Source organism: Zongyangia hominis (assembly GCF_014385095.1).
GTDB lineage: Bacteria > Bacillota > Clostridia > Oscillospirales > Ruminococcaceae > Zongyangia > Zongyangia hominis.
Genome location: NZ_JACRTC010000007.1, coordinates 1 through 23,959 on the forward strand (window position 1 = coordinate 1; position 23,959 = coordinate 23,959).

Here is a 23,959-nt window from a genome sequence, read left to right on the forward strand (position 1 = left end):
CATAGAAGCCCAAGGAGTGAATGGTCAGCCAGTTGCTCCTCTCATTGTAGCTTAGGCACGAGATGGAAGGGAAACCGGACTGGCTGCCCGGCTTCCCTGTCCAAATTTATTGTAATAGGGGTGAAACAGGTTGCTCCCACGAATGACGCCGCAGCAACGCAGACTGGCAAATGCGCTGATACGAAAAACCTGCTGCAATTATGATAACGGCAACTGTATTGCGTTGGACGATGGCAAATGCGTTTGTCCGCAGAGTATTTCCTATTCTGTTCTCTGCAAATGGTTTCGTAACGCCATACTTCCGGCAGACAAAACGCTATATGCAGAGGTTATCCAGCCTCAAGATGTCAAACGCTGTACCGTATGCGGCAAAGCCTTTATCTCATCCTCCAACAACGCCAAATATTGCGAGGTGTGCGCCAAAACCGTCCTACGGAAACAAAAGGCGGTCAACACCTTGCGGGAGCTGCAATATGCGGAGCTAATCGACATTAAAAAGCAGGGCTGTGGAAAACCCAACCGCATTTACCCTAAATTCTATGAGGCGGTTTTAAGCTCCAATTTCTTGAAATCCGACTATGGAACGCCAGAGGGCTGAAAACCGTACCCATGAAGTACGATAATCATTCCTCTTGAAGTACGAGAATCAGACGGTATATAGAAATACAGAGATAAAAAGATTAATTTATCTCTTATCCATTCCAATCCTATCCAAGCTATTTTCGGGAAGGAAGGGATGGGAAAGGAGGCAAATGGCAGAATACGCAATCCTACGGTTTGCAAAGCACAAGGCGGGACCGGCCGGAGCGTTGGAGGCACGCCATGAGCGCGCCAAAGAAAAATACGCCAGCAATCCGGACGTTGACACCACCCGCAGCAAGGACAACTTTCATATTATCAAGCCAGACAGGCGGTATCGGCAGGAGATAGACACCCGTATCAAAGAGGCAGGGTGCAAGACCCGCAAAGACAGCACCATATTTGTCGATACCCTTATCACCGCAGCCCGGAGTTTTTCATTGGAAGAAAGAAAGCCGAGATCAAAGCCTTTTTCACAGAGGCCGTTACCTTTATGGGAAAAAAGATCGGCAAGGGCAATATCTTCTCCGCTGTGGTACAGATGGACGAAAAGACGCCCCATCTGCACCTTTGCTTTACCCCGATCACCGAGGACGGGCGCTTGTCAGCAAAGGAGATTTTAGGAAACCGGGCGCAGCTTTCCAAGTGGCAGGACGGGTTTCACACCCACATGAAAAAGCAGTTTCCAATCCTTAAACGGGGCGAGAGTGCGCTTGTCACCAAGCGCAAGCACATTCCAACATGGCTGTTCAAGCAATCGGTCAGCCTCATCAAGCAGCAAAAGGCTATTGAAAAGGCAGTCTCCGATATTACCATGATGAACGCCGGGAAGAAGCGGGAGGAAGCCCTTGCTATGCTGGACAAGTTCTTTCCTCGTTTGGAAGCTCATCTGGGGCAGGTCAAGAAGTATCAAGCGACCATTGATTATCTGACGCAGGAAAATGAGGGATTAAAAGAAAAAGTCAAAGACGACAGTAGTATCAAAAAACAGCTTGAAGCGGCAAAGCTCAAGCAGGAAAACGAACAGCTACGGAAGTTCATAAGCAAAATCCCGCCGGAAGTGTGGCGGGAAATACAGCAGCGGTACACACCGCAGAAAGGACGGGCAGAACGAGATTGATTTGTACCTTGAAAATTGAATATTCGGGAGATATGCGCTATGGCAGATAAGGAAATCCGGCAGGATCAATATGATATTGAGCTTCCGCAGTCCATCATAGAATCCTTTGCCCGTTTCCTTGTCCCAGAAATACGCAAATACTACGACAGCGAACAAGGGCAGCAAGAGTTCGCAGAGTGGCAGGGGGCACAAGAAAAGCATAAAAAGTAAAAGTAGGGGTCAAGGCACAAACCTTGACCCCTGCTTTCTGTTGTTGACATTACAGCCACACCAATACGGCAAAACCGCCTTTGAAATAATAGGTATTCGTGTAATGTTCATTTGGTGGAGGCGACGGGAGTTGAACCCGTGTCCGAAAATCTCTCCATGCAAGTTTCTCCGAGTGCATTCTGTCCTTTACATTCCCTCAGTCAGCCGCCGGCAGAAAGGCTGCGGACCTTAGTATCCTCCTGTGTGTGTCCAAAGCCGAGGAACTCGATGGACACAGGAACCACTCATCGACGCCTATGCTCAGTCCGTGGTACTACTGGGCTAGACGGCAGCAGTTAAGCTGCGTACGCTACGTTATCGTTTGCGTTTAATTTAAAAGTTTCGGCTTTTAAAGAGGGTCCGAACCTCTACTCGCTGCTCACACTTCAAAATCCCCGTCGAAGCCGTTACGCCCCCCTATCAGAGATTTTCTACCGTTACTACTATCTACCGGTTTCTTTCCTTCATGGCCCGGTCCATGTCTCGCTTGGCGTCCCGTTTGGCCATGTCGTCCCGCTTGTCATAGAGCTTCTTGCCCCGGCACAAGCCGACCGACACCTTCACGTGGGAGCCTCTAAAATACAGAGACAGCGGAACCAAGGTGTAGCCCTGCTGTTTGACTAAGCCAAACAGCTTATTGATCTCCTTGCGGTGCATCAGTAATTTGCGGACCCGTAGGGGGTCCTTATTAAAGATATTCCCCTTTTCATAGGGGCTGACATGCATCCCTTTGATGAACATCTCTCCGTTATCGATGTCGCACCAGCTGTCCTTGAGGTTGACCTGACCCTGGCGGATGGATTTGACCTCCGTGCCAAAGAGCTCGATGCCCGCCTCATAGGTGTCCTCCACAAAATAATCGTGGCGCGCCTTCCGGTTGAGCGCGATGGTCGCGCTCCCCTTGCTTTCCGCCATGGCCTGTCCCCCCTCTCTCTTCTAGTATAAGTCACTTGACCCAAAAAATCCTGTCAGATTTCGCTGCGGCCCTCCAGCGCCCGGTAAAGGGTGACCTCATCGGCAAATTCCAAATTGCCGCCCACCGGGATGCCGTAGGCAAGCCGGGTCACCTTAACCCCCAGAGGTTTGATGAGCTTGGAGAGGTACATGGCCGTGGCCTCCCCCTCCACGGTGGGATTGGTGGCCATGATGACCTCTCGAACCGTGTCGTCCTGCAGTCTGGCCAGCAGCTCCTTGATGTAAATCTGGTCGGGGCCGATTCCCTCCATGGGGGAAAGCAGGCCGTGGAGCACATGGTAAAGCCCGTGATACTCCTTGGTTCGCTCGAAGGCGATCACGTCCCGGGGGTCCTCCACCACACAAATGGTGCTCTGGTCCCGGGCGGGATTGCCGCAGATGGGACAGGTCTGTGCATCGGTCAGATTCTGGCAGACCGCACAGTGGCGGATTTTTTCATGGGCCTCGGTGATGGCCGAAGCAAAGGCCAGCGCCTCCTCCTTGGGCAGCCCCAACACATAGAACGCCAGGCGTTGGGCCGATTTCCGGCCGATGCCGGGCAGGCGCTCAAACTGCTCGACGAGCTTAGTCAGTGGTAAAACGTTATAGGCCATCGTGTATTTTCATCCTCCCGGCCCCCAAGGCCATTCGCAGATTATAGCATGCCCGGCATGGACAGCCCGCCTGTGATCTTCTCCATCTCCCGGGTCTGGACGTCCTCCACATTGCGGATCGCCTCATTGACGGCGGCGATGATCAGGTCCTGGAGCATCTCGATGTCCTCCGGGTCCACCACCTCGGGCTGCAGGGTGATGGCTTTGACCACCTTCTTGCCGGTGATGGTGATTTCCACCGCGCCGCCGCCGGCCTTGGTGGTGTATTCCCGCTCCTCCAATTCCGCCTGGAGCTTGGCCATATCCTCCTGAATTTTCTGGGCCTGCCGGAGCATGTTGTTCATATTGCCGCCGGGGCCTCCGCCATATCCCTGTGGTAATCTTGCTTTCATCTCTTGTTCCTCCTATCCTAGGGTTTCCTCATTATTCCCGCCTTTCCGTTGTCTGACGGGCAAGGCTTTTATTATCCAAATATCATCCGCTTTAAACGGATATTACTATTTTACTGTCCCGTGACCGAAACGTCAATGCCCGCCTGCTGCGCCATGGTTTCCAGCTGTTTGAGGGGATCCTCTTCCCGCTCCTCCCGCACCGTCTTTTTATACGGACCCAGCCGGTATTTCTTTCCCGTCTGGGCTTTGAGGGCGTCGCGCAGGCTCTCCTTGGTGTATTCCGACTGCCGGATGAGCTTGACAAACAATTCGTCCGGCGCGTCGATGAGGACGATGTCCCCCTTTACATAGGCTTTTGAATCCTTAAGGGCGCCGTGCAGCGCCGGGTTCGCCCCCTGCAGCCGTTCCATCACCTGGTCCCAGCAGTCGAGCTGCTGCATCTGCTCCATGTGTTCCGGCACGATGTCCGATGCCTCAGACGCCGGTTTTTTGACCGCGCGGGGAGGAAGTGAGGTCACACCTGCCGTCGGGACGCCGCTTGCCACCATGGTTTCCAGCCGTTCCAGCCGGTTTTGCAGCTCTTCCAGCGCGCCGGCGGGTACTGCCGCACCGGCGGCGGGAGCCTGGGGGGGCCGGGTCAAGGTGATCTTGACCACCGCCATCTCAAACTCGGTGCGCTTGGAGCTCGCCCGGGAGAGCCTGCCCAATGTCTCCTGCAAAATTTCCATGGTGGAAAGCAGATCCTCCATGGAAAGCTCCTTCGCGAGGAGGGCAAGGCGCTCGTAGTGCTCGCCGGTGGTAACCACCAGCTCCTGGGCCTTGGGAACGGCCTTGATCATCATGCAGTTGCGCAGGGTGCCGATGAGCTGGTCGCAGACCCGCTCAAAGTCGGAGGAACCCTGGTGGAGCTCGTCGATCAGGGAAAACGCCGCGGCGCTGTCCTTGCGGGCCAGGGCCTGCACCAGATTTTCAATCTGCTCGCTGCCCGCAAGCCCTGAGGCGGCCACCACCACCTGGGTGTCCACCTGAGTGCTGTAAGAAGAGCACAGGTCCAGGATGGAGAGGGCGTCCCGCATGCCGCCGTCGGCCAGCCGCGCGATGAAAAGGGCCGCCTCTTCGTCGAGGGAGATGCCCTCCTGTCCGGCCACATATTGCAGCCGCCCCGCGATCAGCTCGCTGGGGATTCTCCGAAAGTCAAAGCGCTGACAGCGGGACACAATGGTGGCAGGCACCTTGTGGACCTCAGTGGTCGCCAGGATGAACAGCACATGGGAGGGGGGCTCCTCCATGATCTTGAGCAGCGCGTTAAAGGCGCCGACACTGAGCATGTGGGCCTCGTCGATGATATAGACCCGATAGCCCGCTTTGACGGGGGTGAAATTCGCTTCCTCCCGCAGTTCCCGGATGTTGTCCACACCGTTGTTGCTGGCAGCGTCGATTTCTACCACGTCGAGCACCGACCCCTCGTCGATGCCTACGCACAATTCGCATTCGCCGCAGGGGTCGCCGTCCCTTGGGGAGAGGCAGTTGACCGCCTTGGCCAATATTTTGGAGCAGGTCGTTTTGCCGGTGCCCCGGGAGCCGGTGAACAGGTAGGCGTGGGCGCATTTGCCCTCCTCCACCTGGTTGCGCAAGGTGGTGGTAATATGTTCCTGCCCCACCACATCCTCAAAGACCCGGGGCCGGTACTTGCGGTACAGCGCCTGATACATACGACCCCTCCTTTTTCTTTTTGGATATGACAAAGAGCAGGAAACCATCGGTCCACCCGATCTAACCATACACTTGGTCACACGGACATACAGGCTTTGCTGTGGCACACAAAGAAATCCGCTTAATGCTGCTCGGTTCCCCGCCTGACATGGTTCACGGCGCTCTGTCGCACAGGACCCGCATGTCCGCATGACGAAATGCATGGATGTCCCTGCCCCGGTGGGCAATCCCACCATTCTTATTTTCTTTAAAACTCTCCAATTTGGATGAGCTATATTATTATAATATAAAAGGGGAGAAAGTTCAACTCTTTTTTCTCACTTTCCTGTCCCCTCCTCCTTTTCTAATTTCCCCAAGTATGTTAAAATAATAATAAATAAGAAGAGAGGGTTCTGCTTAAATTTTACGCGCCCACGGCGGACAAAAAGCTTTACACTGTCCCCGGAGCGTTCATCGGCCGGCTCGCCCGCTGTCAAACGACAGCAGCGCGATGACCGTGAGAGCACCCCGTCATTGTTACGGAACACAGATTGCGAGGGAAAAATGGAACTGCAAAAAAACGATGTCATCGAACTTACCGTCACCGATATCTCCACCGATGGAAACGGCGTGGGCCGCCATGAAGGCATGGCTGTCTTCGTCCCGGGCACAGCCGCCGGGGACCGCCTCAAGGTGAAGATCGTCAAGACCTGCAAGAATTACAGCTATGGCATCGCGGCCCAGGCTTTGTCCCCCTCCCCCGACCGGGTGGAACCGGGATGCCCGGTCTTCCGCCAGTGCGGCGGATGCAGTCTGCGCCATATCTCCTATGGGGCGGAGCTGCGCATCAAGCAAAACTGGGTTTATGAGAATCTGCGCCGGATTGGCGGCGTCAGGGAGGCCCAGTGGGAGCCCATCCTCCCCTCCCCCAAACAGAGCGGCTACCGCAACAAGGCACAATACCCGGTGGCCGAAGGGGAGGACGGAGAACTGCGCATCGGCTTTTACGCCAAGCGCAGCCACCGCATCATCGACGGCGGGGCCTGCGACCTGCAGCCGCCCGTCTTTGGCGAGATCGTGGACACCATCCGGCAGATCTGCCAATACCACCATATCCCCGCCTACGATGAGGTGTCCCGCCGGGGGCTGCTGCGGCATATCTACCTGCGCTCTTCCGCGCATGCCGAGGAAATCATGGTCTGCTTTGTGCTGCAAAATCCCCGCCTGCCCCACGCCCAGGAGTTTGTCGCCGCCCTAACCGAGCGCTTTCCACAAATAAAAAGCATTGTCATCAACGTCAATTCCCAGCCCACCAACGTGATTTTGGGCCGCCAGTGCCGCACCCTCTGGGGCAGCGACACCATTCATGACACCCTGTGCGGCATGCGCTTTTCTATCTCCCCACTCTCCTTCTACCAGGTCAACCGGGAAGGCGCCCAGGCCCTCTATGAGACCGCCCGGGATTTTGCTTCCCTGACAGGGGAAGAGACCCTCCTGGACCTCTATTGCGGCGCGGGCACCATCGGCCTGAGCATGGCCTCCCAGGTCAAGAGCCTCATCGGGGTGGAAATCGTCCCCGAGGCTATCGACGACGCCAAGCGCAACGCCGACCTCAACGGTATCAAAAATGCCCGCTTCCTCTGCGCCGACGCCGCCAAGGCCGCCAAGGCGCTGCTCGATGAAGGGCTTACCCCCGACGTGGTGGTCCTCGACCCGCCCCGCAAGGGCTGCGATCCGGCCACCATTGAGGCCGTCGCCTCCATGGGTCCGGACCGGGTGGTCATGGTCTCCTGTAACAGCGCCACCGCCGCGCGGGACTGCGCCCTCTTTGCCCAAAAGGGCTACCGGGTCACCCGGGTGCGCCCGGTGGATATGTTCCCCCGCACCACCCATGTGGAATGCGTCATCCTGCTTACAAAAGTTGGGGAGGAAGAACCCCCTTCCCGCTGACGCTCCGCGCATTCCCTCTTTATAATTAACCATAATAATTAACCATAAGAACTTAAGGACTGAATCGACCGATGCAAACAAAAATGAGGGCGTTTCGCGCCGCCTTTCCCTATACCGTGCCCATCTGCGCCGGCTTCACCTTTCTGGGCCTCGCCTACGGCATCTATATGAACAGCATGGGCTTTTCCTTTCTCTATCCCATGCTCATGAGTATCACCATCTTTGCCGGCTCCATGGAGTTTGTCACCGTGGGACTCTTAGTCTCCCCCTTTCATCCCCTCCACGCCTTTGCGCTGGCGCTGATGGTCAATGCCCGGCACTTGTTTTACGGCATCTCTATGCTGGACAAGTATCGGGACACCGGCAAAAAGAAATGGTACCTGATCTTCGGCATGTGTGACGAATCCTTCTCTATCAATTGTTCCGTCCAGCCCCCCGCCCAGGTGGACAAGGGATGGTTCATGTTCTTCGTCACCCTGCTCAACCACTGCTATTGGTTTATAGGTTCCACCCTGGGCGGGCTTTTGGGTTCTTTCATCCACTTTAGCACCGAGGGCATCGAATTTGTCATGACCGCCCTGTTTGTGGTCATCTTCCTGGACCAGTGGTTTTCCCAGAAGGAACACCTGCCCGCCGTTGTGGGGGTGTCGGCCTCGGCGCTGTGCCTGATTGCCTTCGGCTCCGGGAACTTCATCGTCCCCGCCATGGCGCTCATCCTCATTTTGCTCCTGCTCTTTAAAAAGCGCCTGGAACAGAGGATGGAGGTGGAGGAGTCATGAGCCTAGGTCAGACCATTCTCACTGTGGCGGCCGTGGTGCTGGGCACCATGGTCACCCGCTTTCTCCCCTTCCTCCTCTTCCCCGCCGACAAGCCCACCCCCAAGGTAATTAAATATCTGGGCAAGGTGCTGCCCTGTGCCGTCATCGGCCTGCTGGTCGTCTACTGTCTCAAGGATGTGGCGGTGCTCTCCTGGCCCTATGGGCTGCCGGAGCTAATCGGTATCGGAGCCACGGCGGCGCTGCACTGGTGGAAGCGAAACATGCTCCTCTCCATCGCCGGAGGCACAGTGCTCTATATGGTGCTGGTGCAGCTGGTCTTCCTCTAATCTATCAAACACCGGCGGGTGCGCGCGGCAGCTTTTGGCCGGGTGCGCCCGCTTTCTGCAAAAGGAGGTTTCTGCCGTGAAAGACATGATTTTGGGGCTGGTCCAGATGGTTTCCCGCCCCGGCGCCGTGGATGAAAACTTACGGCGGATGGCGGACTTCTGCCGGGAAGCGGCGGGAAGCGGAGTGGACCTTCTCTGCTTTCCTGAACTCTCCATCACCGGCTATCACCCGGATGCGGCGGAGCTCGCCCAGCCCGTTCCCGGGCCCGCCAGCGGGACCCTCTCCCGGCTGGCCGCCTCCTACGGCATGACGGTGTGCGCCGGACTCACCGAGCATAACCCACAGGGACGCCCCTTTCTCAGCCAGTTAGTCTGTCTGCCGGACGGACGGGTCTTTTGCTACCGCAAGACCCATTTGGGCCACCGAGAGGCCCCCCTCTATGCTCCGGGCGGCGCGCTGCCCGTCTTCTCCACCCCGAAAGCCAAGGTGGGACTGGCCCTGTGCTGGGAGGCGCGCTTCCCTGAGGTCGCCTCCACCCTGGCCCACGCCGGCGCGGAAGTCCTCCTCTATCCCCACGCCTCCCCCATGGCCGCGGCCCGGCGGCGGGAGCGCTGGAAGGTGACGTTGGCCGCCCGGGCGCTGGACTGCGGGGTCTATGTGGGGTGCTGCAACGCCGCGGGGGACTCGGGGAGGGGCTTCGCCTTCTCCGGCGGGGCCATGGCCTTTGACCCGGACGGCCAGGTGATGGCCGAGCACTTTGCCCCCGGGGACCATCTGCTCACCGTTCCCCTATTGGCGGCGGCCCTTGGCGCACAGAGGAGCGTCTCCCTCTATCTCGATCATCGCCGCCCCGACCTCTACCGATAATTTTACGGGAGGAAAAGCAAGTGCTTTTCCTCCCGTTTTTTTGTTCCCCGCGCTCCATGGCCCCAGGGACAATATTTCCTTTGTTTTTCTCTTGACAATCTCTTCCGTCAGGCGTATGATTTGGATAACAAATCATACAATTCATACTGATCATATTTTTCACATAGGAGGTGTATTTCATGAACAAACCGGCTGGAAAGTACGCGTGGACCGCCAAGGTGGGGGAACGGGGCCAGATTGTCATCCCCAAGGAGGCCCGGGAGGTGTTCGACATCCACCCCGGCGACACCCTGCTCCTGCTCGGCGACATCGACCAGGGCATTGCCATCGTCAAAAACGACCATTTCATGCAGTTTGCCAAGGCCATCCTGGAAGCCCAGAAGCCCGAAGGGGACACGGAGGAAGAAGTATGACCGGCATCGCCATCGAAGGACTCACCAAGCGCTTTCGCGAACGCACCGCCGTGGACGATCTCCATCTCTCCATCGGCGAGGGGGAGCTTTTCGCCCTGCTCGGCCAAAACGGCGCGGGTAAAACCACCACCATCCGCATGCTCTGCGGGCTCTGCGCGCCCACCAGCGGCGACGCCCGGCTCAACGGCAGGAGTATCGTCAGGGAGACAGGAGCCGTCAAGGAGATGATCAATGTTTCCCCCCAGGAGACGGCCGTGGCCCCCAAGCTCTCGGTGCGGGAGAATCTTGTCTTTATGGCCCAGCTCTATGGGGCCTCCCAGGCCCAGGCAAACGAGCGGGCGGACGAAATGCTGGCCGCCTTTTCCCTCGCCGACCGGGCGCAGGAGAAGACCAAGGCCCTCTCCGGTGGGATGCAGCGGCGGTTGAGCATCGCCATGGCCCTCATTTCTGAGCCCCGGATCCTCTTCCTCGACGAGCCGACCCTGGGCCTGGACGTCCGGGCCCGGCGGGACCTGTGGAAGCTCATCGAGGGGCTCAAGGGGAAGATCACCATCGTCCTGACCACCCACTACTTAGAGGAGGCCGCGGCGCTCGCCGACCGCATCGGCATCATGCACGAAGGCCGGATGCGGGTGGTGGGCACGGTGGAGGAAATTGAGCGCCAGACCGGCGCGGCCACGCTGGAAGAGGCCTTCCTCCAGCTGACGGATACAGAGGAGGTGTCGGCATGAAGAGCCTGGCTTTTGCTTCGCGCACCCGTAAGGAAGTCACCCGGGACCCGCTGACCCTCCTCTTTGGCATCGGGTTCCCCGTGGTGCTCATCCTGCTCATCTCTCTAATGAAGCGCAGTCTCCCCGATATGCCAAACGATGTCTTCGGCATCCAGGGCTTTGCCCCGGGCATGGCGGTGTTCGGCCTGTCCTTTATCTCCCTCTTTCTCGGCATGCTCATCGCCAAGGACCGGGACACCTCCTTCCTCATGCGCCTGTTTGCCTCCCCACTCAAAGGGAGCGACTATATCCTTGGCTACTCCCTTCCCTTCCTCCCCATCGCCCTCCTGCAAGGGGCCGTCTGTTTTGGCACCGCCCTTTTCTTTGGGCTCACGCTGAACATCCATCTGCTGTCGGGGCTTCTCATGCTCCTGCCCGTCTCCCTTCTCTTTATCGCGATGGGGCTTCTGCTGGGCAGCTTTTTCACCTACACCCAGGTGGGCGGTATCAGTTCCATCCTCGTCAACGTGGCCGCCTGGATGAGCGGCACCTGGTTCGATCTCGCCCTCGTGGGCGGCGCGTTTAAAACCGTCTGCTATCTGCTTCCCTTCGCCCACGCGGTGGACACGGTCAAGTACGCCATCGCGGGCAACTACGCCGCCATCGGGCCCCATCTGCTCTGGGTGCTGGGCTACGCGACGCTCCTCTATACCGGGGCCGTATGGGTCTTCCGGCGGAAGATGAAAAACTGAGACAAAAAATCGGCGGGGACTTTTACTGTCCCCGCCGCTTTCTTTATCTGTATAGGTCCCGCCGGAGCATTTCCAGCTTGGCAAAGAGCCCCTCGCAGAGCACCGGGTCGATGACCGGGAGCCCCAGCTCCTTTTCCAGCACCGGCGCCAGGCCGATGGTGGCCATCCCGGTGCAGGCCAGCGCGATCACCTGGGCCCCCTGCGCCTTCTGCCAGGCCGCCTTGTCGACGGCGCTTTGCCGTCCCTCGGGCGTCTGCAGGTCCAGGGTGGAACGGATGCCGTCGGGCATGGAGGCGTCAATGAGGCCCTCCCCGAGAAGTCTCTCGAAGGCACTCGGCGCGTCGGGCGTGATGCCCAGCACCGCCACCCGCTTGCCGTAGCGCCCGGCCACTGCCGCGGTACATTCCCCCGCGCCCATGGCTGGGATACCCAGGGTGCGGATGTCCTCCACCGCCGGGTCGGCGGCGCAGCTGACCAAAATCATGTCCGCCCCTTCTTCCCGGAGTTCTTTGGCCAGCGCCACGATCTTGGGTGCGGCCAGCGCCTCCGTTTCGGGGCTGTGCACCCCCTCCGGCTGGTCGGGGATACAGCGGGAAATGACCCGCAGTTCGGGAAAATACTCCATGATGAGCCTGCCGTGGCAGTCCCGGTCCTCCTCCCGCTCCAAAGTGATCACCCGGATGAGGCCCACGGTGAAAGGATACGCTTCCATAGTCATTCCCCCTCCACAAAGGCGCCGCGGCTGAGAACCAGACGGCCGTCCAGGTAGAGATCGGGAGCCGTGATCACGCCGTCCAGGTGACAGGACGCCTTGTTGACGCCGCCGAAGGAAGTATTGGTGCCAAAGGCGATGTGAACGGTGCCGTACACCTTTTCGTCCTCTAAGATTGCGCCGCACAGCCGCGCCCCCCGGTTGGTGCCGATGCCCAGCTCACCGACGGTGGCGCTGTGCTCATCCTCGGTGAGAAAGGCGACCTTATCGCTGTGCTTCCCCGTGATTTCTTTGAGCTTTCCGTCCTCAATTTTCACATACAGCGGCTCGTCGAGGAGACCGACGCCCACCATGGATCCGTCGATGCACATTTCCCCCTCGCAGCCGTCCTCCCGGGGCGCGATGTACGCTTCCCCCGAAGGCAGATTCCCCGCCTGGCCCGGCTGTTTATAGACGCCGGTGCTGGGGATTCCCTTGCGTCCCTCCAAGCTCAGGGTCAGGGTGCGGCCGTCCTTGACGATTTTGGCGGACTTGGCCTGGGTCAGCATTTCGGTGAGCTTTAAGGTCAGCCGCTCCACCTCGCCGTAATCGGCGCACATGGCGCCCCCCTCGAACATCGCCTCCGTGATGTCGGGCATGGTGGCGATGCGCGCCCCCGCCTTCACCGCCGCAATCCGGGCGTTGGTGTGGGTTAAAGACTTGGCCGTGGGGGCCAGCACCACGTCCGCCGCCTTCATGGCCTGGGCCACGGCGCTGGGCGGCTCCTGTCCGGAGACTTCCCGCTCCCCCATCTGCATCAGAAGCGCCTCGGCGCCCAGGGATCGGGCCGCCTCATAGAGGCTTCTGCCGATCTTTTCCTTGACGTCGTCGGTGACGATGAGGACCTGCTCCCCTTCCCGCACCCCCATGCAGTCGACAAGTATTTTTTTCGCTCTTTCAGCGAGTGTCATTTCTTTTCCCCCTTTAGTCCACAAGCTCCCGCACCACCCGCGCCAGCACGGTGCGGGGCAGCAGAATTTTTTTGCCCGTCTCTTTTCGCAAGAGCTCTTTCATCTCCTGGGTGTAGCCGATGCAGTCGAGGATGAGCACATCCACGTCCAGCGCCCGCAGCTCCCCAGCCACGGCTTTAATGCCCGCCATGTCCGCGTAGGGCGAGGCCGCCGCCACGGTGACTTCGCTCACGATGCCGTCCCAGCGGCGGATATTCTGCTCCTTCTGGGAGATGTCGGGCACCACCACCCCAATCCTGCCCCGGGGCGCCACGGCGGGCACGATGCCGTCGAGGAGGCGGCAGGGGTAAAGGAGGGGCACTTCGGCCCGCAGTTCGGGGGGGAATTCCCCGGTGCAGAGCATGAGAATGAGCTCCGCGCCCTCCGCCGTCAGCTTGTCGATGGCCGCCTGCAGGCGGGGCAGGATATGCCGCTCGGCAAACCGGACAGAGCTGCCGTCCCGCAGCCGGGAGACCAGCACATAGTCCCCCTCTTGGGGCTCGATGCCTTTGAGTTCCTCTTTGCTCATCCCATCCAGGGCTCCCGCCTGGATGAGCTCGATGTTCTCTCCCAGGATGGGGAGAATGTCCTTGGTCACATCCACCCGAGGGGCCTGGCCCACCGTGATGGCTCCTACTTTAATCATATTCGCTTCCTCCTTCTCACACTGAGCGCCAACCCTCCAATGGAGACAGGCCGGGAATCCTCCCGGCCTGCTGTTGTTTTGGGGAAGGCGATGCGGCGCGCTCGTCCGGTCCTATTTCCCTTGGGTCTGCAAATGTTTCATGGAGCCGTACAAAGAGAGCATCTTTTGATACTCCTCCTCGTCGTAGAAGCTGCATTCGCCCCGTCCGAAGGCCTTGGCGACCTCCAGCATGAAGCGGGCGGCCTCCTCCATGTCGGTGATGTGGCTGGCACCGGTGGCGCAGCCGGGGACCGCCGTCTCGGTGACGATGGCCACCCCCACCACCGGCGCGTCGGTGGCGGTGCAGGGCTGGAGGATGCTGTTGAGATGATACAGCCCGTTGCCGTAGGGGGTGATGTCCTGGGTGGCCAGAGCGAACACCTGGGGCAGTTGGCCGGTGGTAATCTGCATGATGTCAAGAAGCGACTCGCTCACCTTGAGAATATAGCCCTCCTTGACGGTGGGGGAGATGGCGAAGCCGCGGTGATTGATGATGCGGTTGCCCTTGGTGGTGTCCACACAGAGGATGGCATCCAGTTCCGGGGTCACTTCTTCCCGGTTGACCTGACTCATTTCCACTGGGGAGCCCATGAAGGGCACCGGCTTGTGGGGCTGGGTGGGCGCGTTGGGGCAGATGTGGGTGGAGATAAAGACGTCCCCCTCGAGCACGTCGCCCTTTTTCTGCATATCGAGGAGCTTCGCCGCCAGCGCCAGCGCAATGAGCGCGCCGTCGCCGTCCGACACAAAGCCGATGCGTTCCGGTCTGGCGCCCAGTCCGCCCAGACGGCCCAGCAGGCCGATGGTGGGGGCGCTCCCCCCCGCCACCTTGCCGTTTTTACCTGGGATGCGGACCTTGATCATGTCGGTTTTGCCCTGTGGGCCTTCCAGCGGGTAGACTTGGACATCGCAGTCGGGGGCGATGGTCCGCAGGTAGGTCTTGGCCTTCTCGCCGCTGGCGTCGGAAGCGTCCAGCACTTCATAAAGCTCGATGAGCTGTTTGATTAACATGCTTTTCCCTCCTTAATATTCTTCGGTGAGCCTGCCGTAGGAGGTGGGGCGGCGGTCCTTGAGGTAGATGACCCCTTTTTCGCGGAACTCGGCCACTTCATCCAAATCGATGGTGCACACCAGCAGCTCTTCCGTATCCACACCGGCCTCGGCCAGCAGCTTGCCCCGGGGATTAAAGACCTTGTTGTCGCCGAACATGCTGCACTTACCTTCCACGCCCACCCGGTTGATGCCGGCTACAAAGCAGGCGTTTTCCAGCGAGCGGGACATGAAGTAGATGTCCCACATGTCCTTGTCCCAGATGGGGAAAGCGGAGGGGCAGAGGATGAGCTCCGCGCCGTTGAGGGTTAGGATTCTGGATACTTCCGGGAAGCCGCCGTCGTAGCAGATCATGAGACCCACCTTGCCGAAGTCCATCTCGAACACCGGATACTCATAGCCCGGGCGGAAGTAATACCGCTCTCCGGCCCAGAGATGGGTCTTGTTGTAGGTGCCCATCAGCTTGCCGTCCCGGTCGATGACGATGAGCCCGTTATAGAGGACGCCGGGGATATCGCTGTTGAGGACGATGGGCGCCACCACATACATCCTGTGCTTTTTTGCGCTCTCGGAAAGCTTCTGGAAGGTTTCGCCGTCCGGGTCCTCGGCCAGCTCCCCATAGCGGTTGCCGATGATGTCGGGGCTGTATCCAGTGGAAAACATCTCGGGGAAACAGATCAAATCTACGCCCTTCTGGGCCGCTTCTTCCATATACTGTAGAGCCTTTTCCACATTGGCTGCTTTGTCCATCATTTTGCAGTCCATCTGTACAAGACCCAATGTCACGTTGCGGTTCATGGTCGTTACCTCTTTTCTTTATTCGTTAAGAAAACGGGCCTTCGCGACGATACATCGCGGCAACCCGTTTTCTTTGGAGACATGATAATGAAGACTGCTCTTTTAGCCGATGATCGTATCCTGTTTCTTAATCTTCATCCAGACAAAGTGAACGATGAAGGCAACCAGCAGGCCGTCGATAGCGGGCGCGGTGGTCAGGGTAAAGGGCGTGTAGGTGGTCAAATAGGATACGATGGAACCGATGATCCAGGAGGTGCAAGCCGGGATATTGATTTTACGGATCTTATCGATATATTTTTCCTCATAGAACTGGGAGTTAAAGAAGTAGAAGTCGGACATGATGACGCCGCCCATGGGAGGAATCAGAACGCCCAGGTAGTTGAGGAAGGTGGTGATGTTCTCATAGATGCCGGTGAGGGCCAGGACGATACCGATGATGCCGGCCAGGATGGTCAGCTGGTATTTCTTCATTTTCTTAAAGACAACGGCAAAGCCCAACGCGGAGCAATAGAGGTTATTGTCGTTGGAGGTCCACTGCGCCAGCAGCAGCACGACCAGAGCGGCAAGGCCCCAACCCAGTTTCAGCATGATCTGGACGATATCCCATTCGCCGGTGGCCTGGGAGGTCAGGATGCCGATGACGAGCATAAGGGGAACGACGATGACAAAGGCCAGCACGGAAGCGCCGATGGTGCCTTTGGGTGTCTTTGCGTAGCGGGAGACGTCGGGGGCCACAACCGCGCCGACGATGAAGGAAGCAACCGCCACCGAGATGCCGTAGCCCACGGTGATGGGTTCGCCAGTGCCCTGCATGTTCCAAATCTGGGTCCAGGACATGGTGTCGGTGACCTTCCAGACGGAAGCGAGAAGCAGGACCATCAGCAGAGGCACCGCGATTTTACTGAGCAGATCCAGGCCCTTATAGCCGAAGGTGGAGGACAGGATCATGCAGATGCCGCCGATGATGATGCAGATGATGGGGGACGCCGCCGAATGGAAGACCATTTCCCAGGCGGTGGCCGCCGTGTTGCCGAACAGTCCCAGCTGTACGCCGAACCATCCGTAGGAACCGAAAGCCTGAATCAAAGCGATGACAATGATGGCCACCTTACCGAAGGTAAACTGGCTGATCATGGCGGTGGAAAGGCCGGTCTTTGCGCCGACGATGCCGCACAGAGAGGTAACCAACGCCAGCACGGCGCCACCGATAAAGGCCGCCAGCACGGCCTGCTGGAAGCTCAGCCCCGTGCCCATGGTGCCGCCGGTGACAATCATACCCAAGCTAATGCCGACGCCGGCCCAGATGAGGCCCATGGAGAGCCAGCTTTTTGTCTTTTCCGCAGGAACCGCGGTGGTACTAAAATCGTTTAAAACTTGATCTACTGCCATAAGTAATTCCCTCCTTGTTAATATAAAAGCTCCTGCAATGACGGTGAACTTTCGATCTTTCTCTAGCGGACAAATGTCCTTCACTCGTACATTGTATAAGCTAAGTATAGCATGGAGGGGGGATCCTGTCGATGTTCACCACGAATGGAAAAATCTGCGGAGAATGTGCAAGTTGCATATTCTCCGCTGTTTGCTTTTCGATTGTGCCCGCCCTCATTTCCTGGGAAAACAAGAGCCGCTCTCCCCTGACCGCTCCATCTTCCCTATCGCACAAAGTATCGGATTTTGAGCGCCAGCCCCAGATGAAAGAGGTCCTCGCTCTTTGACAAATGATATCCCGTGATTTTTTCAATCTTTTTGATCTTATTGGACAGGGTGTTTCGATGCAAAAACAGATCTTCCGCCGTTTTATTCCTGGCTCCCATGTTTTTCACCAGCACGTCCAGGGTGTTGATGAGCCGGGTGCCGTTTGCCTTGTCGTATTCCTCCAACTGTCCGATGGTTTCCCCCACAAAGCGGCGGAAGTAGGGGGAACCGGCGCTTTTGTAGAGCGCCTGCTCCAGCCGGACATCGCCGATATCCACCACACTGCGCCGGATATTGGGCATTCTGCCTATGGCGATGGCGTCCCGGGCTTCCTCGTAGGAGGCGGGAATCTGGATGTACTCCCGGCAGGTTTCTGAGATACCGACGGTCGCTTTTATCCCATAAATTTGCTGCATCCTGGTGACAATGTCCGAAAATGCGGCGATAAGCTGGGCCTTGTCGTAGACGTCGGACATCAGGCAGGTAAAACTGTCGCTCTTGACGATGACGGTGCAGCCGATACCCCGGCTGAGCAGCCGCTTTTTGATACTGCCGCTGATGTCCTCCTTGAGCTTTTGGATGTCCTCCTCCTCCATCTGGGCGATGTCCCGCTCAAAGTCGTCAATATCCGCCACCGCGATGCGCAGCGGCGCCCCGGGCCAGCGCAACATCTGGGCCCGGTAGTCGGCCTCATCGGTCAGTTTGATGTTGCCGGTCATCAGGTCAATGAAGAGGTTGGAGTCCATGATGCGGGTATTGTCCTCCAGCATCTGGAGCTTGGAAAACTCCAGGGCCACACTGGTGGCGGCGTGGTTGAGGGCGATGAGCTGCATGTCGTCGGGCCCCTGGCCGGTAAAGAGGACAAAGATATACCCGCAGACCTGCCGTTTCACCACGGCGCTGCGGATGAGCATCTGGATACCGCCGGGCCCTGTCAGCTGGCGGGAGATGTCACAGCCGTGGACCTGGGAGACGATCTCATCGCTCAATCGCGGGGAAAATTCCCCCTGGACGATGAGATCGTCCGGCGCGTTCCAGCCGGGGGCGTCGGACCGGGCCAGCACCTCAAAGTAGGGGCTGGTAATGATCACCGGCAGGCTGATGAGGTTGGAGAGCATCTGGGCGATGCTCTCGAATCCGCCGGCGTTGAGCTCCAGCTCCATAAACTTGGCGTTCATCCGCTCTGAAAATTCCAGTTTGCTGTTGTGCTCGTCCACCAGCGCCTTCATCAGTGGGTGGGTGATGTCCACAAACGGGATTTCGGGTGGAATTTCGATGAGCGGCAGGGCGAGCTCATTCGCGAGCTCGATAATCTCCTGGGAAAAACCGCCCAGAAAGCGGGTCTTGATCGCAAGGCCCGCCGCCTGCACCTGGGCCATATCGCGCAATAGGCCGATGAGGGCCCCGGCGTCGTTTTTGATGGCGTAGCCGGTGGTGATGAGCAGTTCGTTCTTTTTTAACCACGGCGATATATTGGGGATTTCCATGGTGTCCACCCAGCTGATTTTCCGGTCTACCCCCATCTTGCCGCCGATGAGCTTGCATTCTTTGAGCGCCCCGATTTTCAGCGCGTCCGCGACCGTCACTTCCATTTCATTTCCCCCTTGTCGAAAAAGCGCACTTGCCGCACGCTTTTTCCAAATACAGCATGGTCTTTGCCGTTTTTTGCCGCATATTATCCAAAAAATCTGACGAAAACCATAAGATTTTTTCCTTTTCCGTCCAGATGTGCTATACTGTATTTAGTATTTCATATTTTGAAACAAATGTAAAGGAGGCGTTTCCCATCAAAGCGCTCGTTCTTTCCTGCAATACAGGCGAGGGACACAACGCGGCGGCCCGGGCGGTCTATGAAAAGCTCAAATCCCGGCATGTTCACTGTGAATTTGTGGACGCCCTTTCCCTGGCCGGGGAACGCACCTCAAAGGTGGTTTCCAGCTGTTATGTGGGCTCTACCCGGTTGCCCGGCATCTTCCGTTTTCTCTATGCCGCCGGCACCGCCATCAGCAATAACCGGCATAAATCCCCGGTTTATTTTATGAACCGGCTCTACCGCCAAGAGATTGATACATATCTCTCCCAGCATCAGTTCGATGTCGTCATCACCTCCCACCTATTCGCAGCGGAGGTACTCACCAGCCTCAAGGCCGAAGGGCGGCTGCGGGTCAAAACCGTAGCTATCGCCACCGACTATACCTGCATCCCCTTCTGGGAGGAAACCCAGCTTGACCGCTACATCCTCCCCCACCGGGACTTGCTGGATGAATTCGAGAAGAAGGGGTTGCCGAAAGAAAAGCTCATCCCCTTGGGAATCCCGGTGCGGGACTGCTTTTCCCAACACGTAGAACGTTCCTTTGCCCGGCACACCCTCCATCTGCGACAGGAGGGGCCCATCTACCTACTCATGTCGGGCAGCATGGGTTTTGGCAAGTTGGGGGAATTGACCGCGGCCATTTTGCGCCGCCACGGGGAACGGGTGACGGTGGTCATCCTGTGCGGCAATAACGACAGTCTGATCGACCGGTTAAAAAACCAGTTTGCCAGCTGTCCCCACGTGCGTGTGCAGCCGTTCACGCCTCAGGTGAGCCTTTATATGGATGCGGCCGACGTCCTGTTCTCAAAACCCGGCGGGCTCACCAGCACCGAGGCCGCCGTCAAACAGATACCCCTTATCCATACCAGCCCCATTCCCGGCTGTGAAACCAAAAACGCCCGCTTTTTCTCCGAGCGCGGTATGTCCTTTTATGACGAAAGTATCGAGCGCCAGCTGGATTTTGCCCAGCTTGTGACCACAGACCCAGATGTGCGCAGAAGGATGCAGCAGGCCCAGCGGGCCCACACCAACGTCCACGCCGCCGGACAAATCTGCGATCTGGCCGCGGCGCTGATCGAATGACAACCTTTTCGAAACCGACTTGCTTTCGCCCTTTTACATCTGCGTTGTTTTAAATGAAGGGAGGCAGCCTCCATGGCCTGGACTTTCACATTTTTTACCATCACCGGCTTTCTCTCCGGCAGCATCCTTTATAGCGCCCTGCTGCCCCGGCTCTTACGCCGGGTGGATATCGTCGAAGAAAGCGACGATCACAACCCCGGCACCGCCAATGTCTTTAAGCTCAGTGGACCGGGCCTTGGCGTCGTCTGTCTCCTGCTCGATATGGCCAAAGGCTTTCTCCCGGTGCTGTTGGCCTTGGGCCGGGTCAATCCCTACCGGATTTCCTTTGCCCTCATCATGGCCGCCCCGGTGCTGGGCCACGCCTTCTCCCCGCTGATGAAAGGGCACGGCGGCAAATCCATCGCCGTCAGCTTCGGCGTCCTGCTGGCCCTGTGCTTTCGCACCGCCATGGTCTGGTATCTGGCGGCCGCCTTCCTCTTCTTCTCCCTCGTCCTTGTCATCCAGCCCCACAGTTGCAGGGTGATTGTCTCTTTTTCCTGCTATTCGCTCTTCTCCCTGTTGGTGGTCCCCTTTCACTCCTTTGTGGCGGGAGGGCTCCTCATCTCGGCTGTGGTCATTGCAAAACACCTGTCTCCCCGGGAGTTTTCCCCCTCTCACTTCCAAGTTTCCCTGTTCGGTAGGAGGAAAAGGCTGCCCAAGCATGTATCCTGATCAAAAGCGCCCCGGGAAAAATCCCGGGGCGCTTTCTTCCTACTTTTTGTGGTTTAACAATACATCTTTAAGAATACCCAGCGCTTCCGGATGACGGACAAATTTCAACTGGGGGAAAGCTTTGAGCAGGCGGCGCTGTCCCAAATGATGGGTCAAAATCGTTTGATGGATGCGTTCCCGGTAACCCTCCAGCTTCTTGGCTAAATCGCCGCCGATGGCCTGACGCTGGGATGTCCATTCATCCAACCGCTCCCGCAACAGCAGCCCCTGTTCCCAGGTGTGGTCGGTGAACTTTTCCCGCATCTCCTCCATCGTCTGATGGAGCTGTTCAATTTTCCGGCTCATCAGGAGCATGGCCCTCACAGTGATCACCGTATCCACCGCCAGCGCAATGAACAGAGCGCTTCCCATGATCATCAGCCACCGGTTGTTCAGGGATGTGACGGCGCGCAAGACAAAGGGGTGGAGAAATTCCATGACCGCTAGGGACAATAGGCCAAACAGGGTGGAATTGAGCAGGCAAACCCTGCCGTGGATGTTCCAGGGGCGGTGGGAATAATCCCAAAGCTTGGCGTGAAAGAGTTTTTCCAGCAAAAAGGAGGTCACATATTCGAGGGCGCTTGTCAGGAGGGCGCCGCAGACTAAAATGGCTACCGGATTGTCCGCCACCGGCGACAGGAGATACACGACGATCATGGCGCCGAAGCCATAGACCGGACAGATGGGTCCGGCCAGAAAGCCGCGGTTTATAAATTTGCGGGCGGGAATGGAGCAATAGACCACCTCACAGGCCCAGCCCAAGAAACTATACATAATAAACATGACAAAATAGCGCATGGCGAGGAGCATGAAAAAGCCTCCCTTTTCTCATGACATCATCTTACAACGATCTCCCCCATTCGTCAACCATCAGCAGGACAGCCAATTTGACAAGTCCCGGCATTTGGTATACAGTGAAAAAAATTACAACGGAGTCAAAGGAGAGATCATGATGCCGCAAACACTCACCCGGGAGGACGCCTTCGCCCTCCTCAACGAATACACCAAAACGGAACATCTTATCACCCACGCCCTCAGCGTGGAGGGCGTCATGCGCCATTTTGCCGCGCTGCAAAACGAGGATGCGGAAAAGTGGGGCGTCGTCGGGCTCCTCCACGACCTGGACTACGACCAGTTCCCCGGGGAGCACTGCATAAAGGTACAGGAAATTCTCCGGGAGCGCGGAATCGGCGAGGAGATTATCCACGCCGTTGCCAGCCACGGCTACGGGCTGTGCTGCGATGTAAAACCCGAGGCCTTCATGGAGAAGGTGCTCTATACCGTCGACGAGCTCACCGGCCTCATCACCGCCTGCGCGCTCCTTCGCCCGTCCAAGTCGGTGCTGGACATGGAGGTCAAATCCGTCAAAAAGAAGATGAAGACCAAAGGCTTCGCCGCCGGTGTAAACCGGGAAGTCATCCAGCAGGGCGCTGAGATGATGGGCTGGGAGCTGGGCGACGTCATTGCAGAGACCATCCAGGGAATGCGCCGGGTAGCGCCTGCCATTGGACTGCAGGGCAACCTTCCCATGGAATAACGCCAACAAAAAAGAGGGTACGAAGCCATCGTCCCCTCTTTTCTTTTATAACAGTTCCCGCAGGGAGTCCACCGCCGCGTCGGCCATGGACAGATCCTGTTCCCCGGCGGAAGGGTTGCGGTAGGCCACACAGAAGGCTCCAGACGCTTTGGCCGCCAGCATCCCGTAATTGCTGTCCTCGATGGCGCCGCACTCGCTGGGCGCGACCCCCAAGTCCTCCATCGCCTTGCGGTAGACGGCGGGGTCGGGCTTGGATTTCCCCACCTGGTCGGCGCCCGCCAGCGCGTCAAAATACTGGGAGATGCCCAGCGTCCCCAAGGTGTCTTCGATGACCCGGATGGCCGAGGAGGAGGCAAGGCCGATGCCCATGCCCTCCCGCTTGAGCGCCTCCAAGAGCTCCACCACCCCGTCGATGGGCGGGATGTGGGCGGTGGATGTGAAAAAGCGATTGAGCCTATCCAGATAGGTGCGGATATAATCCTGCATGGGCGCACCCAGCTGGTGCTCTCTGATGGCCCAGGTCCAGAAGGTCACCTCATCCTTGCCGATAAAAGGGACAAAGCGCTCCCAGGTGAGGGTGAAACCCAAAGATTGGCACAGCTCTCCAAGCACTTGGAAATGGAGGGGTTCCGAGTCGATGAGCACCCCGTCCATATCAAAAACGACTGCCTTGCATCCATGACGGTGAAATAATGTGGCCATATACGTCCTCTCTTTGTCCTGTGATCAAATTCCATTTGTTATTATACAGGAACAGCCCCCGGATGGGCAGATGGCAATTTAGCCAAAGATTTCTCACACCTTCCCACCGAAGTTAGCGCTTCCCAGTGCATTTACAGCGGGGAAAAAAGGAAGTATAATAAAAATAAGTAAAGAGAGATCAGAAGGGTGTGCGTCAGCATGGAAGAGATTCGTAAGCAAGCAAAAACCGCCCTGGAGGAGCTCATCGCCGCGGCGAAGCTCCAGGCGGGGGACATCGTGGTGGTGGGCTGTTCCAGCAGCGAGATCATCGGAGAAAAAATTGGAACTATGAGCAGTGTGGAAACCGCCGCCGCTGTGTTTGATGAAATCTATCGGGTCATCAAAGCCCATGGGCTCTACCTGGCCGCCCAGTGCTGCGAGCACCTCAACCGCGCCCTCATCGTGGAGGAGGCGTGCGCGAAAGCCTACGGCCTGGAGTGTGTCAACGTGGTGCCCCAGCCCAAGGCGGGCGGCGCTTTTGCCACCCAAGCATACAACCGCTTTGACCGCCCGGTGGCGGTGGAGCACATCCGCGCCCACGCCGGGCTGGACATCGGCGGGACCCTCATCGGCATGCATCTCAAAGAGGTGGCCGTCCCGCTGCGCATCTCCATCCGCTCTATCGGCGAAGCCCCCATTTTTCTGGCCCGGACCCGACCGAAATTCATCGGCGGCGTCAGAGCCCATTACAATGAAGACCTCCTATAAGCA

26 protein-coding genes, 2 other RNA genes and 1 pseudogene are annotated in these 23,959 nt (G+C 57.9%); 14 read left to right on the forward strand and 15 right to left on the reverse strand.

The window, feature by feature from the left end; all coding sequences use genetic code 11:
- The first annotated feature begins 142 nt into the window (after positions 1-142).
- From H8709_RS09705 to H8709_RS09715, 3 genes and pseudogenes are all read left to right on the forward strand, one after another.
- Positions 143-598, forward strand: coding sequence for a cysteine-rich VLP domain-containing protein (locus H8709_RS09705; RefSeq protein ID WP_449354554.1), 456 nt, complete (start codon positions 143-145; stop codon positions 596-598).
- A 154-nt stretch (positions 599-752) separates the two neighbouring features.
- Positions 753-1,699, forward strand: a pseudogene (gene mobV / locus H8709_RS09710) (MobV family relaxase).
- Between the two features lie 39 nt (positions 1,700-1,738).
- Entirely contained in the window at positions 1,739-1,909 is a 171-nt protein-coding gene (locus tag H8709_RS09715) for a hypothetical protein (protein WP_262398184.1), read from the forward strand.
- A gap of 112 nt (positions 1,910-2,021) precedes the next feature.
- Here the strand turns inward: H8709_RS09715 and ssrA are convergent.
- From ssrA to ffs, 6 genes are all read right to left on the reverse strand, one after another.
- Positions 2,022-2,365, reverse strand: a transfer-messenger RNA (tmRNA) gene (gene ssrA, locus H8709_RS09720).
- Positions 2,366-2,395: 30 nt separating this feature from the next.
- Positions 2,396-2,863, reverse strand: a complete 468-nt coding sequence (smpB, locus tag H8709_RS09725) for an SsrA-binding protein SmpB (RefSeq protein ID WP_262398185.1) — start codon at positions 2,861-2,863, stop codon at positions 2,396-2,398.
- Positions 2,864-2,916: 53 nt separating this feature from the next.
- A complete protein-coding gene (recR, locus tag H8709_RS09730) occupies positions 2,917-3,516 on the reverse strand; it encodes a recombination mediator RecR (RefSeq protein WP_262398186.1) in 600 nt (199 codons plus the stop codon).
- 41 nt (positions 3,517-3,557) lie between these two features.
- Positions 3,558-3,908 (reverse strand): YbaB/EbfC family nucleoid-associated protein, encoded by a 351-nt coding sequence (locus tag H8709_RS09735; protein WP_262398187.1) that lies wholly within the window; start codon positions 3,906-3,908, stop codon positions 3,558-3,560.
- Between the two features lie 110 nt (positions 3,909-4,018).
- Complete coding sequence (dnaX, locus tag H8709_RS09740) at positions 4,019-5,620, reverse strand: DNA polymerase III subunit gamma/tau (RefSeq protein ID WP_262398188.1); 1,602 nt, start codon at positions 5,618-5,620, stop codon at positions 4,019-4,021.
- Positions 5,621-5,704: 84 nt separating this feature from the next.
- Positions 5,705-5,804, reverse strand: an RNA gene (gene ffs / locus H8709_RS09745) — signal recognition particle sRNA small type.
- 360 nt (positions 5,805-6,164) lie between these two features.
- Here ffs and rlmD point away from each other — a divergent pair.
- From rlmD to H8709_RS09780, 7 genes are all read left to right on the forward strand, one after another.
- The gene (gene rlmD / locus H8709_RS09750) at positions 6,165-7,550 is read left to right on the forward strand and encodes a 23S rRNA (uracil(1939)-C(5))-methyltransferase RlmD (protein WP_262398189.1); all 1,386 of its coding nucleotides are present in this window, start codon (positions 6,165-6,167) and stop codon (positions 7,548-7,550) included.
- A 71-nt stretch (positions 7,551-7,621) separates the two neighbouring features.
- A complete protein-coding gene (locus H8709_RS09755) occupies positions 7,622-8,329 on the forward strand; it encodes an AzlC family ABC transporter permease (RefSeq protein WP_392391678.1) in 708 nt (235 codons plus the stop codon).
- On the forward strand, positions 8,326-8,655 hold the full coding sequence (locus H8709_RS09760) for a branched-chain amino acid transporter permease (protein WP_262398190.1): 330 nt from the start codon (positions 8,326-8,328) through the stop codon (positions 8,653-8,655). Before H8709_RS09755 ends, H8709_RS09760 begins: the two co-directional genes overlap by 4 nt.
- An 85-nt stretch (positions 8,656-8,740) precedes the next feature.
- Positions 8,741-9,523: a nitrilase-related carbon-nitrogen hydrolase gene (locus H8709_RS09765; RefSeq protein ID WP_262398274.1), complete on the forward strand. Its 783-nt coding sequence runs from the start codon at positions 8,741-8,743 to the stop codon at positions 9,521-9,523.
- 179 nt (positions 9,524-9,702) lie between these two features.
- Positions 9,703-9,936 carry an AbrB/MazE/SpoVT family DNA-binding domain-containing protein gene (locus H8709_RS09770; protein ID WP_262398191.1) on the forward strand — a complete coding sequence of 78 codons (234 nt, stop codon included), beginning with the start codon at positions 9,703-9,705 and terminating at the stop codon, positions 9,934-9,936.
- Positions 9,933-10,667, forward strand: coding sequence for an ABC transporter ATP-binding protein (locus H8709_RS09775; RefSeq protein WP_262398192.1), 735 nt, complete (start codon positions 9,933-9,935; stop codon positions 10,665-10,667). Before H8709_RS09770 ends, H8709_RS09775 begins: the two co-directional genes overlap by 4 nt.
- Positions 10,664-11,398, forward strand: a complete 735-nt coding sequence (locus H8709_RS09780; RefSeq protein ID WP_262398193.1) for an ABC transporter permease — start codon at positions 10,664-10,666, stop codon at positions 11,396-11,398. The genes H8709_RS09775 and H8709_RS09780 overlap by 4 nt, the downstream gene beginning before the upstream one ends.
- A gap of 43 nt (positions 11,399-11,441) precedes the next feature.
- On the opposite strand, the gene H8709_RS09785 is transcribed toward H8709_RS09780, so the two are convergent.
- The 7 genes from H8709_RS09785 to H8709_RS09815 all read right to left on the reverse strand — a co-directional run bounded on the left by H8709_RS09785 (position 11,442) and on the right by H8709_RS09815 (position 18,916).
- Positions 11,442-12,110 carry an aspartate/glutamate racemase family protein gene (locus H8709_RS09785; protein WP_262398194.1) on the reverse strand — a complete coding sequence of 223 codons (669 nt, stop codon included), beginning with the start codon at positions 12,108-12,110 and terminating at the stop codon, positions 11,442-11,444.
- 2 nt (positions 12,111-12,112) lie between these two features.
- Entirely contained in the window at positions 12,113-13,060 is a 948-nt protein-coding gene (locus H8709_RS09790; RefSeq protein WP_262398195.1) for an aminopeptidase, read from the reverse strand.
- Between the two features lie 13 nt (positions 13,061-13,073).
- The gene (locus H8709_RS09795; RefSeq protein WP_262398196.1) at positions 13,074-13,745 is read right to left on the reverse strand and encodes an AroM family protein; all 672 of its coding nucleotides are present in this window, start codon (positions 13,743-13,745) and stop codon (positions 13,074-13,076) included.
- 111 nt (positions 13,746-13,856) lie between these two features.
- Positions 13,857-14,792, reverse strand: coding sequence for a DUF1177 domain-containing protein (locus H8709_RS09800; RefSeq protein WP_262398197.1), 936 nt, complete (start codon positions 14,790-14,792; stop codon positions 13,857-13,859).
- A gap of 12 nt (positions 14,793-14,804) precedes the next feature.
- Entirely contained in the window at positions 14,805-15,629 is an 825-nt protein-coding gene (locus H8709_RS09805; RefSeq protein ID WP_262398198.1) for a nitrilase-related carbon-nitrogen hydrolase, read from the reverse strand.
- Between the two features lie 102 nt (positions 15,630-15,731).
- Entirely contained in the window at positions 15,732-17,018 is a 1,287-nt protein-coding gene (locus tag H8709_RS09810) for a cytosine permease (protein WP_262398199.1), read from the reverse strand.
- Between the two features lie 263 nt (positions 17,019-17,281).
- Positions 17,282-18,916 (reverse strand): PucR family transcriptional regulator, encoded by a 1,635-nt coding sequence (locus H8709_RS09815; protein WP_262398200.1) that lies wholly within the window; start codon positions 18,914-18,916, stop codon positions 17,282-17,284.
- Positions 18,917-19,050: 134 nt separating this feature from the next.
- Between H8709_RS09815 and H8709_RS09820 the strand changes: the two genes are divergently transcribed.
- Together H8709_RS09820 and H8709_RS09825 are read left to right on the forward strand one after the other, a co-directional pair.
- Positions 19,051-20,220 carry an MGDG synthase family glycosyltransferase gene (locus H8709_RS09820; RefSeq protein WP_262398201.1) on the forward strand — a complete coding sequence of 390 codons (1,170 nt, stop codon included), beginning with the start codon at positions 19,051-19,053 and terminating at the stop codon, positions 20,218-20,220.
- Between the two features lie 72 nt (positions 20,221-20,292).
- A complete protein-coding gene (locus tag H8709_RS09825; RefSeq protein ID WP_262398202.1) occupies positions 20,293-20,931 on the forward strand; it encodes a glycerol-3-phosphate acyltransferase in 639 nt (212 codons plus the stop codon).
- A 39-nt stretch (positions 20,932-20,970) separates the two neighbouring features.
- On the opposite strand, the gene H8709_RS09830 is transcribed toward H8709_RS09825, so the two are convergent.
- Positions 20,971-21,768 carry a putative ABC transporter permease gene (locus H8709_RS09830; RefSeq protein ID WP_262398203.1) on the reverse strand — a complete coding sequence of 266 codons (798 nt, stop codon included), beginning with the start codon at positions 21,766-21,768 and terminating at the stop codon, positions 20,971-20,973.
- A gap of 151 nt (positions 21,769-21,919) precedes the next feature.
- Here H8709_RS09830 and H8709_RS09835 point away from each other — a divergent pair, with 151 nt between their 5' ends.
- On the forward strand, positions 21,920-22,507 hold the full coding sequence (locus H8709_RS09835; protein WP_392391679.1) for an HD domain-containing protein: 588 nt from the start codon (positions 21,920-21,922) through the stop codon (positions 22,505-22,507).
- Between the two features lie 45 nt (positions 22,508-22,552).
- Here the strand turns inward: H8709_RS09835 and H8709_RS09840 are convergent, their stop codons facing one another.
- Positions 22,553-23,209 (reverse strand): HAD family hydrolase, encoded by a 657-nt coding sequence (locus H8709_RS09840; RefSeq protein ID WP_262398205.1) that lies wholly within the window; start codon positions 23,207-23,209, stop codon positions 22,553-22,555.
- Positions 23,210-23,407: 198 nt separating this feature from the next.
- Between H8709_RS09840 and H8709_RS09845 the strand changes: the two genes are divergently transcribed.
- Positions 23,408-23,956, forward strand: coding sequence for a TIGR01440 family protein (locus H8709_RS09845; protein WP_262398206.1), 549 nt, complete (start codon positions 23,408-23,410; stop codon positions 23,954-23,956).
- Positions 23,957-23,959 lie beyond the last annotated feature (3 nt).

Bases quoted from the DNA above. Each gene is read 5' to 3' on its own strand.
- H8709_RS09830 (WP_262398203.1), bottom strand. From the start codon at position 21,768: ATGCGCTATTTTGTCATGTTTATTATGTATAGTTTCTTGGGCTGGGCC.
- H8709_RS09735 (WP_262398187.1), bottom strand. From the start codon at position 3,908: ATGAAAGCAAGATTACCACAGGGATATGGCGGAGGCCCCGGCGGCAAT.
- H8709_RS09705 (WP_449354554.1), top strand. From the start codon at position 143: ATGACGCCGCAGCAACGCAGACTGGCAAATGCGCTGATACGAAAAACC.
- dnaX (WP_262398188.1), bottom strand. From the start codon at position 5,620: ATGTATCAGGCGCTGTACCGCAAGTACCGGCCCCGGGTCTTTGAGGAT.
- H8709_RS09755 (WP_392391678.1), top strand. From the start codon at position 7,622: ATGCAAACAAAAATGAGGGCGTTTCGCGCCGCCTTTCCCTATACCGTG.
- H8709_RS09800 (WP_262398197.1), bottom strand. From the start codon at position 14,792: ATGTTAATCAAACAGCTCATCGAGCTTTATGAAGTGCTGGACGCTTCC.
- H8709_RS09815 (WP_262398200.1), bottom strand. From the start codon at position 18,916: ATGGAAGTGACGGTCGCGGACGCGCTGAAAATCGGGGCGCTCAAAGAA.
- recR (WP_262398186.1), bottom strand. From the start codon at position 3,516: ATGGCCTATAACGTTTTACCACTGACTAAGCTCGTCGAGCAGTTTGAG.
- H8709_RS09780 (WP_262398193.1), top strand. From the start codon at position 10,664: ATGAAGAGCCTGGCTTTTGCTTCGCGCACCCGTAAGGAAGTCACCCGG.
- H8709_RS09785 (WP_262398194.1), bottom strand. From the start codon at position 12,110: ATGGAAGCGTATCCTTTCACCGTGGGCCTCATCCGGGTGATCACTTTG.
- H8709_RS09770 (WP_262398191.1), top strand. From the start codon at position 9,703: ATGAACAAACCGGCTGGAAAGTACGCGTGGACCGCCAAGGTGGGGGAA.
- smpB (WP_262398185.1), bottom strand. From the start codon at position 2,863: ATGGCGGAAAGCAAGGGGAGCGCGACCATCGCGCTCAACCGGAAGGCG.
- rlmD (WP_262398189.1), top strand. From the start codon at position 6,165: ATGGAACTGCAAAAAAACGATGTCATCGAACTTACCGTCACCGATATC.
- H8709_RS09810 (WP_262398199.1), bottom strand. From the start codon at position 17,018: ATGGCAGTAGATCAAGTTTTAAACGATTTTAGTACCACCGCGGTTCCT.
- H8709_RS09790 (WP_262398195.1), bottom strand. From the start codon at position 13,060: ATGACACTCGCTGAAAGAGCGAAAAAAATACTTGTCGACTGCATGGGG.
- H8709_RS09825 (WP_262398202.1), top strand. From the start codon at position 20,293: ATGGCCTGGACTTTCACATTTTTTACCATCACCGGCTTTCTCTCCGGC.
- H8709_RS09835 (WP_392391679.1), top strand. From the start codon at position 21,920: ATGATGCCGCAAACACTCACCCGGGAGGACGCCTTCGCCCTCCTCAAC.
- H8709_RS09795 (WP_262398196.1), bottom strand. From the start codon at position 13,745: ATGATTAAAGTAGGAGCCATCACGGTGGGCCAGGCCCCTCGGGTGGAT.
- H8709_RS09805 (WP_262398198.1), bottom strand. From the start codon at position 15,629: ATGAACCGCAACGTGACATTGGGTCTTGTACAGATGGACTGCAAAATG.
- H8709_RS09715 (WP_262398184.1), top strand. From the start codon at position 1,739: ATGGCAGATAAGGAAATCCGGCAGGATCAATATGATATTGAGCTTCCG.
- H8709_RS09845 (WP_262398206.1), top strand. From the start codon at position 23,408: ATGGAAGAGATTCGTAAGCAAGCAAAAACCGCCCTGGAGGAGCTCATC.
- H8709_RS09760 (WP_262398190.1), top strand. From the start codon at position 8,326: ATGAGCCTAGGTCAGACCATTCTCACTGTGGCGGCCGTGGTGCTGGGC.
- H8709_RS09775 (WP_262398192.1), top strand. From the start codon at position 9,933: ATGACCGGCATCGCCATCGAAGGACTCACCAAGCGCTTTCGCGAACGC.
- H8709_RS09840 (WP_262398205.1), bottom strand. From the start codon at position 23,209: ATGGCCACATTATTTCACCGTCATGGATGCAAGGCAGTCGTTTTTGAT.
- H8709_RS09820 (WP_262398201.1), top strand. From the start codon at position 19,051: ATGTGCTATACTGTATTTAGTATTTCATATTTTGAAACAAATGTAAAG.
- H8709_RS09765 (WP_262398274.1), top strand. From the start codon at position 8,741: ATGATTTTGGGGCTGGTCCAGATGGTTTCCCGCCCCGGCGCCGTGGAT.